General features: G+C 56.7%; 16 protein-coding genes. 6 read left to right on the top strand and 10 right to left on the bottom strand.

All coding sequences use genetic code 11. From position 1 onward, the window contains the following. The first annotated feature begins 97 nt into the window (after positions 1 to 97). The 6 genes from bhcA to RZ517_RS05535 all read left to right on the top strand — a co-directional run bounded on the left by bhcA (position 98) and on the right by RZ517_RS05535 (position 6312). A complete protein-coding gene (gene bhcA / locus RZ517_RS05560) occupies positions 98 to 1288 on the top strand; it encodes an L-aspartate--glyoxylate aminotransferase BhcA (protein ID WP_338550472.1) in 1191 nt (396 codons plus the stop codon). Further along, positions 1288 to 2259: a beta-hydroxyaspartate dehydratase BhcB gene (gene bhcB, locus RZ517_RS05555; protein ID WP_338551116.1), complete on the top strand. Its 972-nt coding sequence runs from the start codon at positions 1288 to 1290 to the stop codon at positions 2257 to 2259. Before bhcA ends, bhcB begins: the two co-directional genes overlap by 1 nt. 67 nt (positions 2260 to 2326) lie before the next feature. Next, a complete protein-coding gene (bhcC, locus tag RZ517_RS05550) occupies positions 2327 to 3490 on the top strand; it encodes a 3-hydroxy-D-aspartate aldolase BhcC (RefSeq protein WP_338550471.1) in 1164 nt (387 codons plus the stop codon). A 66-nt stretch (positions 3491 to 3556) separates the two neighbouring features. Then, positions 3557 to 4522 carry an iminosuccinate reductase BhcD gene (gene bhcD / locus RZ517_RS05545; RefSeq protein ID WP_338550470.1) on the top strand — a complete coding sequence of 322 codons (966 nt, stop codon included), beginning with the start codon at positions 3557 to 3559 and terminating at the stop codon, positions 4520 to 4522. Between the two features lie 105 nt (positions 4523 to 4627). Then, positions 4628 to 6160, top strand: coding sequence for a deoxyribodipyrimidine photo-lyase (locus RZ517_RS05540; RefSeq protein WP_338550468.1), 1533 nt, complete (start codon positions 4628 to 4630; stop codon positions 6158 to 6160). Continuing rightward, positions 6157 to 6312: a DUF2256 domain-containing protein gene (locus RZ517_RS05535; RefSeq protein WP_338550467.1), complete on the top strand. Its 156-nt coding sequence runs from the start codon at positions 6157 to 6159 to the stop codon at positions 6310 to 6312. The genes RZ517_RS05540 and RZ517_RS05535 overlap by 4 nt, the downstream gene beginning before the upstream one ends. Here RZ517_RS05535 and RZ517_RS05530 read toward each other — a convergent pair. The 10 genes from RZ517_RS05530 to RZ517_RS05485 form a co-directional block, all read right to left on the bottom strand. After that, the gene (locus tag RZ517_RS05530) at positions 6287 to 7615 is read right to left on the bottom strand and encodes an ABC1 kinase family protein (protein ID WP_338550466.1); all 1329 of its coding nucleotides are present in this window, start codon (positions 7613 to 7615) and stop codon (positions 6287 to 6289) included. The two genes, RZ517_RS05535 and RZ517_RS05530, sit on opposite strands and share 26 nt — an antisense overlap. Continuing rightward, positions 7612 to 7995 carry a thiol-disulfide oxidoreductase DCC family protein gene (locus tag RZ517_RS05525; protein WP_338551115.1) on the bottom strand — a complete coding sequence of 128 codons (384 nt, stop codon included), beginning with the start codon at positions 7993 to 7995 and terminating at the stop codon, positions 7612 to 7614. Before RZ517_RS05525 ends, RZ517_RS05530 begins: the two co-directional genes overlap by 4 nt. Positions 7996 to 8026: 31 nt before the next feature. Next, a complete protein-coding gene (locus RZ517_RS05520; RefSeq protein ID WP_338550465.1) occupies positions 8027 to 8581 on the bottom strand; it encodes a response regulator transcription factor in 555 nt (184 codons plus the stop codon). Positions 8582 to 8672: 91 nt separating this feature from the next. Further along, positions 8673 to 9494, bottom strand: coding sequence for a hypothetical protein (locus RZ517_RS05515; protein WP_338550464.1), 822 nt, complete (start codon positions 9492 to 9494; stop codon positions 8673 to 8675). Then, positions 9494 to 9880, bottom strand: a complete 387-nt coding sequence (locus tag RZ517_RS05510; protein ID WP_338550463.1) for a hypothetical protein — start codon at positions 9878 to 9880, stop codon at positions 9494 to 9496. Before RZ517_RS05510 ends, RZ517_RS05515 begins: the two co-directional genes overlap by 1 nt. A gap of 53 nt (positions 9881 to 9933) precedes the next feature. Continuing rightward, positions 9934 to 10824, bottom strand: coding sequence for a dynamin family protein (locus RZ517_RS05505; RefSeq protein ID WP_338550462.1), 891 nt, complete (start codon positions 10822 to 10824; stop codon positions 9934 to 9936). 15 nt (positions 10825 to 10839) lie between these two features. After that, positions 10840 to 12903: a dynamin family protein gene (locus RZ517_RS05500; RefSeq protein ID WP_338550461.1), complete on the bottom strand. Its 2064-nt coding sequence runs from the start codon at positions 12901 to 12903 to the stop codon at positions 10840 to 10842. Positions 12904 to 12980: 77 nt separating this feature from the next. After that, positions 12981 to 14213: a hypothetical protein gene (locus RZ517_RS05495; protein WP_338550460.1), complete on the bottom strand. Its 1233-nt coding sequence runs from the start codon at positions 14211 to 14213 to the stop codon at positions 12981 to 12983. Beyond that, a complete protein-coding gene (locus RZ517_RS05490; protein ID WP_338550459.1) occupies positions 14210 to 15154 on the bottom strand; it encodes a PP2C family protein-serine/threonine phosphatase in 945 nt (314 codons plus the stop codon). Before RZ517_RS05490 ends, RZ517_RS05495 begins: the two co-directional genes overlap by 4 nt. Then, entirely contained in the window at positions 15138 to 16580 is a 1443-nt protein-coding gene (locus tag RZ517_RS05485) for an FHA domain-containing protein (protein WP_338550458.1), read from the bottom strand. The genes RZ517_RS05490 and RZ517_RS05485 overlap by 17 nt, the downstream gene beginning before the upstream one ends. Between the last annotated feature and the right edge of the window lie 8 nt (positions 16581 to 16588).

Here is a 16588-nt window from a genome sequence, read left to right as displayed (position 1 = left end):
TTTTTCTATTCTACCCAATATGAAAAACTATTTCAAAAAAATTTTCAAGAGAAGATTGGTCATATAAGTTGACCGCAGATTGCTTGAGGAGGCGACAATGAGTTTTCAAAATCCCGTATTCATTCCCGGCCCGACCAATATTCCTGAACACCTGCGCAAAGCATGCGATATGCCCACGATCGATCATCGGTCATCTTTGTTTGCAGATATTTTGCATCCAGCCCGCGATGGCGTGCGACAGGTTTTGAAAAGTGCAGATGCAGAGGTGTTCATCCTGCCCTCGACTGGCACTGGCGGCTGGGAAACCGCACTCACAAATACACTCAGCCCAGGCGACACTGTGCTCGCCGCGCGCAATGGCATGTTCTCGCATCGGTGGATCGATATGTGCACCCGGCACGGTCTGAACGTTCATGTGATTGAGACACCATGGGGTGAAGGTATTCCGGCGGACCGCTTCGAAGAGGCGCTGACCGCCGATACAAACCACAAGATCAAGGTGGTACTGGCCACCCATAATGAAACCGCCACCGGTGTGCGCTCGGACATCGCTGCAATTCGTGCCGCACTTGATGCCGCGAAACACCCAGCGCTGCTGTATGTTGACGGCGTCTCCTCTATTGGCTCGATGGATTTCCGATTTGATGAATGGGGCGTCGACATCGCCGTTACCGGATCGCAGAAAGGGTTTATGCTGCCTGCCGGGTTGGCCATCGTCGGCTTCAGCCCCAAGGCGATGGCGATGACACAAACTGCCATGTTGCCCCGCACATTCTTTGACATTCAAGACATGCGGACCAGTTATGCCAATAACGGATACCCCTTCACGCCGGTTGTCGGTTTGATGCAGGGGCTCAATGAGGCATGCAAAATGCTGCTCGATGAAGGTCTCGACAACGTGTTTGCCCGACACCACCGCATTGCCGGCGGTGTGCGCGCCGCAGTGTCCGCCTGGAACATGCCGCTCTGTGCTGCATCGCCGGACGTTTACTCTGACACGGTCAGCGCCATTCGTACGCCAGAAGGCTTCAACGCGACGGATATTGTGACACATGCCGCCAATACATATGGCGTCGCCTTTGGCGTGGGCCTGGGCGAAGTCGCGGGCAAAGTATTCCGCATCGGTCACCTCGGCAGTCTCACAGACGTTATGACCCTGAGTGGTATTGGCACTGCCGAGATGTGCATGAAAGACCTCGGACTCGACATCGAACTTGGTTCTGGTGTTGCCGCGGCACAGGAACACTTCCGCGCCAAAAACGAGATTCAGCACAAGGATGCAGCATGATGAAGGACGCTCTGGATTTCTACGTTCCCACATTCGAAGACATGTTGGCTGCACATGAACGGATAGCGCCTTACATCCATCGCACTCCGGTTCTGACGTCGTCTTACCTAAACGAGTTGACTGGCGCGCAACTGTTCTTCAAATGCGAAAACTTTCAAAAGGCTGGGGCGTTCAAAGTGCGCGGCGCCAGCAACGCGGTCTTTGGATTGTCCGACGAAGACGCGGCCAAGGGCGTGTGCACACATTCCTCCGGCAACCACGCTTTATCGCTCAGCTACGCGGCCGGTCGCAGAGGAATTCCATGCAACGTGGTCATGCCCCGTACGGCCCCGCAAGCCAAGAAAGACGCGGTGCGCGGTTATGGTGGGACGATCACGGAGTGTGAACCGTCAACTACAAGCCGCGAGAAAGTTTTCGCTGAAGTGCAGGCCAAAACCGGGGGCAACTTCGTGCACCCCTATAATGATCCACGCGTGATCGCGGGCCAAGGCACTTGCTCACGCGAATTGATGGAGCAAACCGATGGCCTCGACATCGTTGTGGCACCAATCGGCGGCGGTGGGATGATCTCCGGGACATGCCTCACGCTGAGCAATATTGCACCCGAGACGCAAATTATTGCCGCCGAACCGGAACAGGCCGACGATGCCTATCGAAGCTTCAAGGCCGGGCACATCATTGCGGATGACGCACCCGACACGATTGCAGACGGGTTGAAAGTACCCCTCAAAGAGTTGACCTGGCATTTCGTGTCCAACCACGTGACTGACATTCTGACCGCGTCGGAGGACGAAATCGTGGATGCGATGAAGCTGACGTGGAAGCGGATGAAAATTGTCATGGAGGCCAGCTGCGCCGTCCCCCTGGCGACAATCATCAAGAACAAAGAGCGCTTCGCAGGCAAACGCGTCGGCGTGGTCATCACCGGCGGCAATGTCGATCTCGACCTGTTGCCTTGGCTGAATTCGTGAGAGCCAAACACCCAACCCATCCAGGCCAGATACGACTGGCGCACTTTGATAATTCGGGAGAGACCCAATGAAAGATAACCTGACCCTCGACCAATACGAAGTTGGCTTTGACATCCCTGCCCTGCCCGGGATGGCTGAAACCGAAATTCAAACACCTTGCCTTGTGCTCGACCTCGATGCGCTGGAGCGCAACGTCAAGAAAATGGGCGACTATGCCAAGGCGCATGGCATGCGCCACCGGGTGCATGGCAAAATGCACAAATCTGTGGATGTGGCCAAGATGCAGGTTGAACTGGGCGGGGCCTGTGGCGTGTGCTGTCAAAAGGTGAGCGAGGCCGAGGTCTTTGCCCGCGGCGGAATTAAGGACGTGCTGGTCTCAAATCAGGTCCGCGATCCGGCCAAGATTGATCGTCTGGCCCGCATGCCAAAACTCGGGGCACGCACAATTTGCTGTGTCGACGATTTGGAAAATATCGCTGATTTGTCCGCTGCTGCGACCAAGCATGGCACCGAGATCGAATGTCTGGTTGAAATCGACTGCGGTGCAGGTCGGTGTGGTGTGACCACCACGCCCGAGGTTGTTGAGATCGCCAAGGCGATTGACGCGGCTCCCGGTCTGAAATTCGCAGGCATCCAGGCCTATCAGGGCGCGATGCAGCACATGGACAATTATGAAGATCGCAAGGCCAAGATCGACATCGCCGTGGCGCAAGTCAAAGACGCGGTCGATACGCTCAAATCCGATGGGTTGGAGTGTGACATCGTTGGCGGTGGTGGCACCGGGTCATATTATTTCGAAAGCACATCCGGTGTTTACAACGAGTTGCAGTGCGGGTCGTACGCCTTCATGGATGCCGACTATGGCCGCATCCTGGACAAAGACGGCAAGCGGATTGACCAGGGCGAATGGGAAAACGCGCTCTTCATCCTGACGTCTGTGATGAGCCACGCCAAAGCCGACAAGGCTATTGTGGATGCAGGGCTCAAGGCGCAATCCGTCGACAGTGGCCTGCCCTTCATCTTCGGGCGCGATGACGTTGAGTACGTGAAATGCTCGGACGAACATGGCGTTGTCGCAGACCCAAGCGGTGCACTCAAGGTCAATGACAAGCTCAAGCTCGTGCCAGGTCATTGCGACCCAACCTGCAACGTACATGACTGGTATGTCGGTGTGCGCGGTGGTCAGGTTGAAACCGTCTGGCCCGTCTCGGCCCGCGGCCGCGCGTACTAAGCATATCAATACAAATAACGACCCGGGGTCGGCGCTGCTGACCTCGGGTTTTTGCAAGGAAAGACCATGATCATAGTACCCGAACGCGAAATCGCGGACCTTATGACACGCGAAGCTGCCTTTGATGCGGTGGAAAAGATATTCGGCGCGATGGCGGCGGGTGACGCCTACAACTTCCCCGTGGTGCGCGAAGCGATTGGCCACGAAGATGCGCTCTATGGCTTCAAGGGCGGATTCGACCGGGCGGGCTTAACCCTTGGACTGAAAGCAGGCGGTTATTGGCCCAACAACCTTGAAACCAAGGGCATCATCAATCACCAATCTACCGTGTTCCTGTTTGATCCGGATACGGGCAAGGCCAAAGCAATGGTGGGCGGCAATCTTCTGACCGCGCTACGGACCGCCGCCGCTTCATCCGTCTCAATCAAGCATCTCGCACGGGAAGACGCCAAGGTGATCGGCATGGTTGGCGCAGGTCATCAGGCCACATTCCAACTGCGTCAGGCATTGGAACAGCGCCCCTTTGAGAAAGTCATTGGCTGGAACTACCACCCTGACATGCTGCCCAACATTGAAAAGGTCGCGACCGAGGCGGGTCTACCCTTTGAAGCGGTTGAGCTAAGCGGCATGACCGAGGCGGATGTGATCATCTCGATCACCTCTTCCTTCAACGCCAGCCTAATGGCCGATCACGTCAGCCCAGGCACGCATGTGGCCTGCATGGGAACAGACACCATTGGCAAGCAAGAGGTGGAACCGGCCCTCTTGCAAAAGGCCACGGTGTTCACCGACGAAGTCGCGCAGTCCATCAGCATCGGCGAAGCACAGCACGCGGTGGGTCAGGGCCTGATCTCCGAAGGAGACGTGCACCAGATCGGCGCGGTGATCAACGGCACCCATCCAGGACGCGAAAGCGCGGATCAGATCACGCTTTTCGATGGAACTGGAGTGGGTCTTCAGGATCTCGCGGTCGCCGCAAGCGTTGTGGATATGGCCGTCGCGCAGGGCAAAGCCATCGAAGTCGATTTCTAGCGGCGAGGGAGGAGCGGCAGCGTCTTTTTTACGGGAGAAGACGCTGCCAAGGTCACAAAGCGCGCTAGGTCCTGTGACACCCTTAAAGGTGTCACAGGTTTTTTTATGCAAGTTGTCTGGTTCAAACGCGATCTGAGGGTCGATGACCACCGCGCCCTGGCTCAGGCGGCCAAGGCTGGCCCTGTCCTGCCGCTTTACATCGTTGAGCCAGCGCTCTGGCAAGAGCCCGACATGTCCGCTCGGCAATGGGCGTTTATTACCGAATGCTTGACCAAGCTTAGCGCGTCTCTCGCTCAGTTGGGTCAGCCTTTGGTGATCCGTATCGGTGAGGTGGTGGATGTCTTGCAGATCCTTCACGACACGCATGGTGTATCCACCCTTTGGTCGCATGAAGAAACCGGGAATGACTGGACCTTTCAAAGGGATAAGAGGGTCGCCGCATGGTGTCGGGCGCAAGGCTTGCCCTGGCACGAGCTGCGCAATCATGGGGTCGTCCGCAAGCTCGGCTCTCGCAATGGATGGGCCAAAAACTGGGACAGCTTCATGAGCGAACCAGTGACTACACCGCCCCACCTCGAGCCGGTTTCCGCAGATCATGAGCATATCCCGTCTGCTACCGATCTTGGCCTCGTGCCCGATCCTTGCCCGGAGCGGCAAACAGGCGGGCGACGTGCCGCGCTCTCAACACTCGAAAGCTTTCTGACAAAGCGTGGCGAGACCTACCGCAGCGACATGTCCTCTCCGTCGAAAGGTGCCACATCCTGCTCCCGCCTTTCTCCGCATCTGGCTTGGGGTACGCTGTCCATGCGAGAGGCGGCGCAAGCCACATGGGCGCGGCAGGTTCGACTGAAAACCATAGGCGGACCTCAGACGAAGCTATGGCGCGGCTCAATGAACTCTTTCAATGGCCGACTGCACTGGCACTGCCACTTCATGCAAAAGCTGGAAGATGCACCCAGTCTGGAGAACCGCAATCTGCACCCGGCCTATGATGGCCTTCGCCCTTCTACGCCCGATGCGACGCGACTTGAAGCGTGGCAAAAGGGCGAAACTGGCCTGCCGTTCCTTGATGCTTGCATGCGGTGCCTGGCCGCTACCGGCTGGCTCAATTTCCGAATGCGCGCCATGGTGATGGCCACGGCCAGCTATCACCTCTGGCTCGATTGGCGCGCACCCGGCCTACATCTGGCACGGATGTTCACCGATTATGAACCGGGTATTCACTGGAGCCAGGCGCAAATGCAGTCGGGCACCACGGGCATCAACACGGTGCGGGTCTATAACCCCGTCAAACAAGGGTTTGATCAGGATCCTGATGGCAGCTTCACCCGCCGCTGGGTTCCGGAACTGGCGCACATTTCCAACGCGTATCTACACGAGCCGTGGAAGTCCGAGAATGCAGGCTCTGTCCTCGGCAAGCGTTATCCTCACCCCATCGTGGATCACCTCACAGCCGCACGTGAGGCACGAGACAAGGTTTGGGCCATCCGGCGTGGAGTCGAATACAAAACCATGGCAGTTGCCATTCAAACCAAACACGGCAGCCGCAAAAGCGGCATTCCCAATCGCGGGCAACGCGGGCGAAAGAAAACGAACACCCGCCAGCTTAGTCTGCCTCTTGGGGATGACGCCGCATGAAAACGCGTAAGAAACCCGATTTGCCTCAGAAACACTGCGCCACCTGTGGGCGACCATTCACCTGGCGCAAGAAATGGGCCAAGGTTTGGGATGAGGTGCGCTTCTGTTCGGAAAAATGCAGGCGGTCTAAGCCGCACAGTAACGCGCGATAAGCGGAGTAAGATCAACCCGCGCACGCAAACGCTCGGCCAGTAGATAACAGCCCAGCACTTTACGCTGAAAGAGCAGCGTATCGGTGGGTGGTGCATGAATAGACACCTGCTCTTCGGCCAGAACCAACCCCTCGCGTCGCAAATGCACCAAAAGCCCGCAGGTGCCGAAATCCAGCACCCCGCCAGCGCGTAGCGGCTCTGCCGCGATATCAAAAAGTCGTAGAATATGCGCGCGATCAGACGCGGACATATCCGCCCCCACAAGCCCGATCTCAACCATCTTGGCAAAGGCCGCCTCGTTGTCAGACGCAACCGCCGCCTGAAACAAAGCCAAGTAATCGGCAGACAGCGCTCGGCTGAACTGTCGTGTCGCACCAAAGTCCAACAGAATGATTTGGCCGGTCCCCGGCGCATACCGGTAGTTGGCGAAATTCGGATCGGTCTGCATGTCGCGCAGCTCAAACGCCTCACGCAAGGTGAGCGAAATCAGCTCTGTCGACACCCGATCCCGCACTGCCTGACCGGTGCTCTCCAGCTCTTCAATGGCCTCACCTTCGAGATAATCCATCACAAGAATATCTTTTGTGCTCAGGTCTTTATGCACAGATGGCAGTTTGAAGACTGTATGGTCCTGCAGATGCACGGCGAACCGTTCGAGCGCTTCGGCCTCGCGACTGTAATCCGTTTCCTCGCGCAGTTGTTCCGTCCCGTCCGCAAGCAATCGGTCAAGATCAAAACCCTTTGGCAACATTCCCGACGCGCGCAAAATCATCCCCAAATTGCGCATGTCGCTATCGATGCTGTCGCGCACACCGGGATACTGCACCTTGATCGCCAGATCGCGCCCGTCTTTGGTCTGCGCGCGGTGCACCTGTCCAATTGAGGCCGCGGCAATGGGATGAACATCGAAGCGCTTGAAGGTTTTCAGAAAATCCGGTCCCCAGTTGGCCGTGAGCACTTTCTTGAGTTGTGATGGCGGCATGAAATGCGCCTCACCCCGTAGACGCCCCATGATCTGCGCCAACTCCGGCGGCAGCATATCCGCGGTCTCCATCGACAAGAGCTGCCCGGCCTTCATCGCCGCTCCACGCATGCGCGCCAGTTGCTCCGCGATGCGTGAGACATTGCCCGGCGTTAGCAGAAGATCGGAAATCCTCGGCTTGCGCCCGCGCAACAGCTCGAACCCACCTTTGGCTGCCACATTGCCTGCCACGGCTGTGGTCACACCGCCAAGTCGCGCCAGACGATTGAAACGGCCGATGGGAATGGCAATGCCGCGCTGTTCAGGAGACATCTTCGTCATGCGTCCGGAACCTTTGCAGATTGCGTTTTGCGCCGCAAAACCGTGCTTAAAACGCGGATGAGCAAAGGACGCAAAACCAAAAACCCGCGATAGCCGCGTTCCATGACCCAAAGCACACCCGGAACATGCGCCAGGCGTGCAAACCATCGCCATCCCGGCGCCCGTGCCCACATCTCGGCAAAACCAGCGGCACCGGAGAAAACCACGCCGTCACTGCGTCGCACATGAAACCGCTTCATCGTCTGTGTCCGATCCAACCCATGCGCGAGATTGGCATCAGGCTTCGACACGTCTTCAAAATGAACGGCCCCGTGTGTCGTGCGATTTTGAAAATAATCAATTTCCGCACGGCATAGCGGGCAGCTCCCGTCAAAATACACGGTCAGATCACACGCGGATTGTTTCCGTGCCTCAGCCACTGTCCTGTCCGATATCTGGTGTGCGTTTCAAAATACGTTGTAGTGTGCGGCGATGCATTTTCAAAAGGCGGGCTGTCTTTGTGATGTTGCCATCGGTCCGTTCCAAAAACCGCTCGATATGCACGCGCTTGGCCTCTTCGGGCGAGATCGGGTTTTCCGGAGCAGGTGGCATGACCCCATCAGCCGCCAAGAGCGCATCGATGATCTCATCGGCATCTGCAGGTTTGGCGAGGTAGTCAACTGCACCGAGCTTCACTGCCGCAACGGCCGTAGGCGTGTTCCCATATCCAGTCAGGATCACCGCACGTGCTTCGGCTGAGTACATTTTGAGCTCTTCAATGACTTCCAGCCCCGAACCGTCATCCAGATGCAAATCGATGACCGCAAACGCAGGCGCGCGCGTCATGATGGCCGCCTTTGCCTCTTCAAGCCCTGAGGCCGCAACGGTGTCAAAGCCCCGATTGCGCATCACTTTGGTCAACTGCTCGCGAAACACGTCGTCATTTTCGACAATCAAAAGCGTTTCGCCTGTAAAAGACTTCGCCATTTTATCCTCCGTAAACAAATACGAAGGGGATGCCTGTACGGATGTGTAAATGAGCCAAGCTGCGTCAAAATGCGCATCGCCCGGTTTGAAATCAGCTGGTGGTGAGGGCGTTGCGCTCTGCGTGCCATGCTTGTGTCAAACGCGGCGTATCTTCGTTGGGGACCAAAGCCAACATGTGACCTTCCTCGCCCACGGTCAGGACGATGGTCCTTGCGTTGGCCAAAGGCACCATCAGACATTGAGGTTCATCAAGGTTCAGACGCCGCGCATGTCCACGCGCGCTGTGGCCGTTTTGGAAATTGCTGTGGAACTCCTTTAACAAGTCCACCTCGCCTTGTGATCCGGTCGTTGCGTAGCTAGCCAAGTCCCCATTGGTTTTCACCAAAGCCCTGGCAACCCCTTGGATTACATCATCAAACCGCGCTTCCTCCACTGCAGGCGCTAGCCGAAAATCCTCGATACCAGCCGCATCTGCCAGGCTTTGACACGAACACGACATGTTAAAGCTTGTCCCCGGTGGAAGACGCCGGGGGCGGACGATACGTGCCTCTTTGCTTGTGTCGAACGCCTGCGTCAGGATCTGGGCAAACTGCTTGGCCATGTCCTGGCTGTCTTCGGCCTCGACCATCGGTGTTTGATCCACGTCATGATCAAATCGAATAGCAGCCAAACGGCGGTTGGACACGCTGAGCCGCATGGTGCCAAAGACCTGACATTCTATGATGATCTCGCGCGGCAGGATCGTCTCATCGATTTCGCGCAAAACCGCGCAGAGAAGATCATGTTTGCCTGTTCCGGCCATTATGGGCGCGCCATAGATCAACCGTTCGGGTCGAGCCAACCGTTTCAGGGCCCGGTCTAGTGCGGGCCGTTCCTTTGGTATGATCTCTGCCTTTGCCACCTGGGTCGCCATCACTGTACTGCCGAGATTTTTTGCAAGGCGCGATGCGCTGCAGAAAAAAGTTTCGGGGCGGCCTGCGGGTCATCTGTCACCAGACACAGGAACTCTGATTGCGAATGATCGGACCGCACGAATACCATTGTCTCACCCTTGGCCAGAATGGCCGCCTCGTTGAGCGTCGAGCATTCGCCCTCTTCAAGACCAGGCACATCCCATGTAGCATCCAGCAAATCGAAACAACTTGCGGCATGGTCACACAGCGCATCAAGATATTCGCGGCGAATGCCTTCACGATGGCTGGCCCGCAGGATCAGACGCGCGGAGGTATCGCCAAAGGCGGCCACGGAACATCCCGCGACCGACTTGCGCCCTGCGTCTAATACCTGCTCAATATTCATTCCCACCACTCCATCATCAGCAGACCCCCTGCTGTCGGTTATGCCCAATACATTCAGGCATCGGCATTTTTCAGATCAGAATGTTCCGATCCAGTTTCTCCCGCTGGCGGACGGACCCGCGCGGCACCATCCTTGGGTTTCGGACGAGAGACACGTTTTGGAATGATCCGATTGGGATCTTCCAACGGCTCGATCTCCGCAAGACCGTCATTATCCTCCGACAAGGCGTCTTGCGTCTCTTCAATCAATTCGCGCTTCATCAGATCATCGATCAGATGCTCGCAAAACGCAGCAGCACCGCTTTGAATCCAGGCGTCTTTGTCCTTGGCTTCGGTTGCGTCGAGCAATGCGAGCGGAAAGATTGCATCGAATTGCCCTTCGGTTTCTTTGCCCACCCGGGACAAAAGACGCATCCGGTCGCGATCGGACGTGATCTTGTCAAATTGTGTGATCACCAGAAGGTTGTGCCCCTTGGTGCGCGCCGAAAGCTCTTCCCAAGTGGCCGCCTCAGATTGGCGCCAGGCTTGCGTGGCATGGGTGCACCAGATCACTGAATCCACCTCGTCAAACACCGCCATCAGAACCTCGCGATCCATATTCGGGTCGGAAATTCCAGGCAGATCAAACAGATCACAAAATTCCAAAACGTCTGATTTAAGCCAAAGGCGGATGTACTTGGTGTCTTCCAGAGAGGTATCGGCGATCTCGCCCACTGGAAGGTCTTCTTGAACATCATCGTGGGTCACACGCGCCGCGGCCGGTTCTCCATAGGCGATCCACACAGGCGGCACACTGGTTGCGGTGATGCGAACAGGCAAAGATGCTTGTGACAACAACATGTTAAGCAAAGTGCTTTTGCCCGCACTGAACTCCCCCATCAGGGCGACGCGCGGCTTGCGCTCGGATTGTGCCTCGGTTTCGCTCATGTTGGTCATGGCTGTCATTTGGTTTTTCCTTTCTCAGCCCGCATAACCGCGCAAAACAGACAGCACATCATCGAGGATTTCTGTCTGCGTGGCATGCGTGCTTCGGCCCATCCGGCTCTGCACTTTGGCATCGGCATCCGTGCCCTTGCCGATGTCGGACAGGATGTCTTTCTGATCGTCCAGGAACAGACGCAGCGTGGCCAGGATCTGATCCCGTACTTCCTGGGTTTGGATGGTTTTCAGCTGTGCCATGAAGTCCTGGGTTTCATCGGCAATGAGCTGACGGAACTTGCGGGCAAATGTTTCATATCCCCGAAGCCGCTGCCACCAAGAGACCCACCAGCCATCATGGAAATCAAGCGCAATTGTTTGACCCAAAGAAATCGGCGGGGGCGTACTTGGCACGGCGGGAGCGGCAAGTTGAAAACCTGCCACAGCTTCCCCGTATGTAGAGCTGTAAATCTCTGCGATATCCGCAAGGGCCGCGTCAAAATGTTGTTCGGCGATGGATTGGGCGCGCTTACCAAACACCGAATACGCCGACCGCATCAAAAGCCGAAGCCCTGTGGGATCATACTTCCAGCCATCCGACGGCCCCCACTGTTCAAGATGTGCAATGAGCGACTGTGTGGCGCGCTCAATGAACTGATCATGGGCACGATCGGCGCGGGCGTAATAATCTTCTGTTGCCTGAACCAAGTCACGTTGCAGGGCCTGCGTGTGCTGATCCGCGATCCGGTCAAACGAAAAGAGCGCCTCTTCGGGTGTCATCGACGTGCCCTTGGCTTCGCCAAGCTGGACCTTGGACACCGCCTGCTGACCTGTGGCGAGGCTCACAGCTGTGGTGGTGATTTTGCTCAGGAATGGATTGGCGATGTCCATGACAATGCGTTCGGACAAGGCCCGGAACAAGGACGGCAGACCAGACAATTCCCAAACAATTTCAAAAGGCTCCGTTTCGCTGCACTTGATATCACGATCAGTTTCGGCCCATTTCAGCAGCGCCTTGATACGCTCTTGCGGCATCTTCTGCACATCACCAGACAGCACGGCATTGGCCCAATAGGCGCTGCCAAAAATGATGTCGATGTTTTCAGGAGCCCGTTTCTGACGCAGAGTCTGGCGGATACTGCGCTCAATTTCTGGCACCTGCTGCGCAGGGGCTTGAAGCTCATCCACGCGGTTGACGAAAATCACGATATTGCGCGATTTGAGGTTCGAGATGAGGCGAATAAGGCCCATATCCACGGAACTCAGTGCCTGGTTCGCCGACAGCACAACAACGCAAAGCTTACTGTCACGAATAGCCTGCACCGTGATCTGCTCGCGCATCATAAAGGTATCGTTGACACCCGGCGTGTCGCGCAGGCACAGGTTGCTCGGCACGGTCGTGCTGTTCAGGTAAAGATCGGCAGACCGCAGGATTTCGGCAAAGCGGCCCTGCTCTTCCTGATCGGCACTGACCTCTTCATCGCCATCGAAGTCATCGCCGAGGCAGATGTATTTCTCCAGCAGGTTCTTGTCGAAATAGCCATAATCATGCTCTTGCCCGATCAAGAGTTCAAACTTCTTGCCCAACCGATGCCGGGCTTTCTGGCGTACGATCTCAATCTGCTCACTGATCTTCTGCAGCTCACTCTCGGCACCAGCGCGGCTGGCCAACTCGCCCATACGACCGCCCTTGTTGAGCAGGCGTTCCCACTCATCGTCGGTCATGAACTTGAAGCACGCCCCGTTTTCAGACCGGGATTCACCTGGCTTGAGATGCAACGAAGTGACAACAGAGGTCCACGGGTTCACGTCCGACGGCAAAAGATCGGACCACCCGGCCATGGCATTGACCAACGCGGTCTTGCCTGCCTTGACCTGGCCCAGCACGGTGATGGTCGGCTCGAACTCTGCCAGCTCCTTGCGCAACCGCGCCACGGCCTTGGCGCTGTTCGTGCCGGTCAGCGCGGCAAGTGTTTGCAGGGCTTCGTCAACGCGTTTCGTGTCTTCTGCGAAATGCTCCAAAAGCTCAAGCCCCGCACTCAACGTGGCGGGGCGCGGGGCCTTGCGCAACTCGGTCGTTTCGGTTTTTCGAACTTCTACATTCATTGTTTTATCCGCGGCAGGGATCGCATCTGTCCCACAAAATTCTGTCAAGCGGGTGGCATTACGGAGGTCATCCTTTGTCACGCTTGCGCGTGTGCCGTTATTTCCTTTTTCAGTTGCAACATAAGCGTCACGGCATCCGCCGCGGCGCCTTCGTCTTTCTCAAGCTGGAAGAGCAAAAGCATGTTTTCGCCTTCCTGTGCCTCTTCGAGCAATTCTGTCAGCGACGGGTCGCTACCTGCCGCCTCAGACAGCATGTCCGACATGTCGCGCACGGTCTCAAGACAGTTTTCAAGCACATCGTTGCAGTCATCGCCTTCCAGGCCAGACACGTCCTGCAACATGTCTTCGGCCCCTTTGGTCAGGCGGATTAGCGATTTCTGCAGCGCATCGCGCTTGGTTAGGGCGGCATCGGGCTGCAACTTACCCATCGGCTTGGGCGCGGCGCTGGCAACAACCTTATCAGGGGCCGGAGCCGACACGTTTTCCGGCTCAACATCCAGCTGTTCCAACAGGAGCTTTACACGATCAACATCTTCTCCGCGACCCAGCGAGACCTGCCGCGTGATCGCATCAAAAAGCGCCTCACCACCGCTGTGTTTCCACATGTCGCCATTTTGCGGACCTGGCTCGCTGCGGGCTGTGATGGCCTGTAGCGTGGCAATCGGGTAGAGGCCAAAAAACTCGTCTGAAACAAATTCTTCCAGTTCCGCAATGCGATCTGTAAGACGGCCTTTCATCATTTGCCGGTCTGCCATCGTCAGCGCAAGAAAACCGTGATCCTTGATATGCTCCGGAAGATCGGACCAAATCGCCTGCTCGGCCTCCTCAAACAGCTCCGAACACCAGATCAGAATGGTCGAGCTGCCCACGGCATATTCAAGCAATGCCTGTTGCCTGGACCCGTCTTTGGGCAATCTGATTTCGGCAAAAGACTGCACCAAAAGACCCTCATCCGGCAGTTCAAGGCGCACATGATAGGGTCCTTCGCCATCAGGTGCCGTTTCGACAATACCCAGCTCGCGTTGTACAGTTTCCCCGTTTCGGACAAAACATGTCGCAGCCTCAGGTCCATAAACCAGTTCGACCACATCAGGCCCTTCAAAAGATGGTACGCTGAACCCATTCAGCATCATGTTAATCAGCCCGGTTTTACCGCTGCCCGGTAAGCCGACAAAAGATATCTGAATTGGTTTGCGCAGCTGCGACAGCAACTGAGCACCGAGGGTCTTGTACCGGCCTGACACTTCCTCGTGGTCGAGGACGTCCTCCAATTGCCGGGACAGATAGTCTATGGTCTGTGCCGTCGTCACATCTTTACCTTCCTGGAAACACACACAACTTGCGACGCACCGCCCGATTTACGCGACAGGACAGTGACAGAAGACGGGCGCGACGCCTGGTCGGCCTGAACAATTCGGGTTACGGCGGCAATCGGATCGGGCACAGCGGCGTGATCCTGTTCCTCGCCTTTCACTTTGATCAGGCACAGCGATACATTGTCCTGATCGGGGTCATCTAAGGCTTCGATTTCACGCAGCAGGGCGGCGCTGATCTCGGTGCTGGGACGTGTTTGATAGGCGGCGAGCACATCTTCGATCCGCTCAGGGCTGAGATACTCAAGCCCGTCACTCGCCGCGATAACGATATCGCCTGACTGAAGCGACACAGGCGCGCCGGAACAATCAATTTTAGGTATGTCATTGCCCGCCAACACGGATGTCAGCGCGCTACGATCCGGATGATTTTTGGCCTCATCGAGATTGATCAAACCTTTGGTTTGCATCTCGTCGATCTGAGGTGCCATCGAGTGATCTTCGTTCAACCGCTCCAGCTTGCCCTCGCGAAAGAGGAAAAGCGGCGAGTCACCAACGGACACCCAATAAAGCCGTTCCCCAAAGATCACCGGCACCAACGCCGTAGCCCCCATCACAGACACATTCGGCGAAGAGCTCGCCATATGCTCGATGCACATGTTGGTGTCCTGGATCGCGGCACATAGCTTGTCGCGGATGTTCTGTTCCATGTCTTTCGGGGCGCTGATCAACATCTTCAGCTCGCTGAACATCTCAGTCACGACAATCTGGCTGGCGACGTCTCCGGCGGCATGTCCGCCCATTCCGTCGGCCAGCACAGCAAAGCCGTGCGGTGTGCCCACCGGGAAATCCATCGCAACAGCATCTTCCTGGCGGTCACGGCGCCCCAGGCTCATGGCCGAGGCCGCGTCATAATGAATTTTATTGGGCTGAGGCATGTTTGACGTCCTCGTCGTGACCCCACGAGAAGTTTGCACCGCAGAACGCCACAAAACGCAGCGTGGTTTCGCCAATACGCACCTTGTCTTCTGACTGAAGCTCTTCCGTGCTAAGCACAGGACGATTGTTCACCCGGACCAGGTTGGCCTTGCCACCGTGACCGATGAAAAAGGTCTGTTGCTCATTGTCATAGGCAATCGCGGCGTGGTTCTCTCGCGAGATCGAATTGTCGCCGAAATTCAGACGTACGGTTTGATCCTCGCCGCGCCCGATCTGCGTCACGCCATCAAAAATGGTGAATGCTGTGCCGCGGCCCGGTCCGTCAACAACCACAAGCCATCCCACCGGGAAGCTTGCCGAAGCCTCTGTCGGTTTGGCCGACACGCCAGCCTTCTCGAATGGATCCTCGCTGGTGGTCGAAGGCGCTGTAAAGCCCAAGATACGGGTTTTCACACGCCCCGAACGCCCGCCAGACCCACGTCCGGCCGCTGGAAGTGGCACAGCCATTGGGGCATCTGTGGCAATCTCGGGCTGTGCCTCGTCAATCGCTTCAGGGGCCGCACGATCATCTTCGCTGGCTTCGTCCGTCGCGTCCTCCGCCTTCAGAGCCTCCGTCACGGCTTCAACCTCTGGGGCGACTTCACTTTCTTCAACTGTAGAGATATCCTCCTCATCCACACCAAGCTCAGGTTCCGAGGCGTCCAGTTCAACTTCCTCGATCTCAGCCACATCTTCGGGATCATCCGTTTCATCAATGTCCAAGGCACTGTCGTCCTCGGAGAACTCGTCCTCGGATGTGGCACCTTCCGACAGATCGTCAGAGGCAGCTTCGGTCATCGCGTCTTGTTCGATTTCCGCCATCTCCAACGCGTCGTCGGACATCTCCGTCTCAGGCATGTCGCCTTCTGCCCAAGCGTCTTCGCTCGTATCTTCCGAAGCATCGATGTCCATCTCAGTCTCAGACTCGATCTGCAGCGTTTCAAGGTCAGCGACCGCAGCTTCCAGCGCGTCGGAAAGGCTTGGCTCTTCGGCATCCGCTTCGTCTTCGGCGTCCGCCTCTTGCTTGACTTCAAACCCTTGCAGGTTCAACGCCTCCGACGTCTCCGCTTCGCCTTCATCGGTCTCGGTATCGGCAAACATGTCATGCAAGCCGCAGAGATCCCCATTGATCGCAGCCCCTTCGTTTGCCGTATCACCAACCCAGCCTTCGTCGTCATCATAGCTTTGTGTCGGCCCAAGGCTTTTGAGATCAAATTCCATCTCATCCGCAGACCCGTTCGGCGCTGGTTGGGCCACATCACGGTCCATTGTGTCATTGACGGATGGTATATCCAGTGTGGGCGCTTCGGCGGCCTGCGCGTTCGGAGCCTCGTCGCCGGCGCGGGCTGCACGCTTTTCTTCAATAATATCACGCAAAAATTTCATTTTTTGTT

Source organism: Roseovarius sp. S88 (assembly GCF_037023735.1).
GTDB classification, from domain to species: domain Bacteria; phylum Pseudomonadota; class Alphaproteobacteria; order Rhodobacterales; family Rhodobacteraceae; genus Roseovarius; species Roseovarius phycicola.
The sequence above is the reverse complement of the archived record's forward strand: the minus strand, read 5'-3'. Positions and strand labels throughout refer to the sequence as shown.

What these genes read in the sequence shown, in the direction of transcription:
- RZ517_RS05510 (WP_338550463.1), bottom strand. Translation starts at nt 9,880, where the DNA reads ATGAATATTGAGCAGGTATTAGACGCAGGGCGCAAGTCGGTCGCGGGA.
- RZ517_RS05535 (WP_338550467.1), top strand. Translation starts at nt 6,157, where the DNA reads ATGAAAACGCGTAAGAAACCCGATTTGCCTCAGAAACACTGCGCCACC.
- RZ517_RS05540 (WP_338550468.1), top strand. Translation starts at nt 4,628, where the DNA reads ATGCAAGTTGTCTGGTTCAAACGCGATCTGAGGGTCGATGACCACCGC.
- RZ517_RS05530 (WP_338550466.1), bottom strand. Translation starts at nt 7,615, where the DNA reads ATGACGAAGATGTCTCCTGAACAGCGCGGCATTGCCATTCCCATCGGC.
- bhcC (WP_338550471.1), top strand. Translation starts at nt 2,327, where the DNA reads ATGAAAGATAACCTGACCCTCGACCAATACGAAGTTGGCTTTGACATC.
- RZ517_RS05505 (WP_338550462.1), bottom strand. Translation starts at nt 10,824, where the DNA reads ATGACAGCCATGACCAACATGAGCGAAACCGAGGCACAATCCGAGCGC.
- bhcA (WP_338550472.1), top strand. Translation starts at nt 98, where the DNA reads ATGAGTTTTCAAAATCCCGTATTCATTCCCGGCCCGACCAATATTCCT.
- RZ517_RS05515 (WP_338550464.1), bottom strand. Translation starts at nt 9,494, where the DNA reads ATGGCGACCCAGGTGGCAAAGGCAGAGATCATACCAAAGGAACGGCCC.
- bhcB (WP_338551116.1), top strand. Translation starts at nt 1,288, where the DNA reads ATGAAGGACGCTCTGGATTTCTACGTTCCCACATTCGAAGACATGTTG.
- RZ517_RS05490 (WP_338550459.1), bottom strand. Translation starts at nt 15,154, where the DNA reads ATGCCTCAGCCCAATAAAATTCATTATGACGCGGCCTCGGCCATGAGC.
- RZ517_RS05500 (WP_338550461.1), bottom strand. Translation starts at nt 12,903, where the DNA reads ATGAATGTAGAAGTTCGAAAAACCGAAACGACCGAGTTGCGCAAGGCC.
- RZ517_RS05485 (WP_338550458.1), bottom strand. Translation starts at nt 16,580, where the DNA reads ATGAAATTTTTGCGTGATATTATTGAAGAAAAGCGTGCAGCCCGCGCC.
- RZ517_RS05520 (WP_338550465.1), bottom strand. Translation starts at nt 8,581, where the DNA reads ATGGCGAAGTCTTTTACAGGCGAAACGCTTTTGATTGTCGAAAATGAC.
- bhcD (WP_338550470.1), top strand. Translation starts at nt 3,557, where the DNA reads ATGATCATAGTACCCGAACGCGAAATCGCGGACCTTATGACACGCGAA.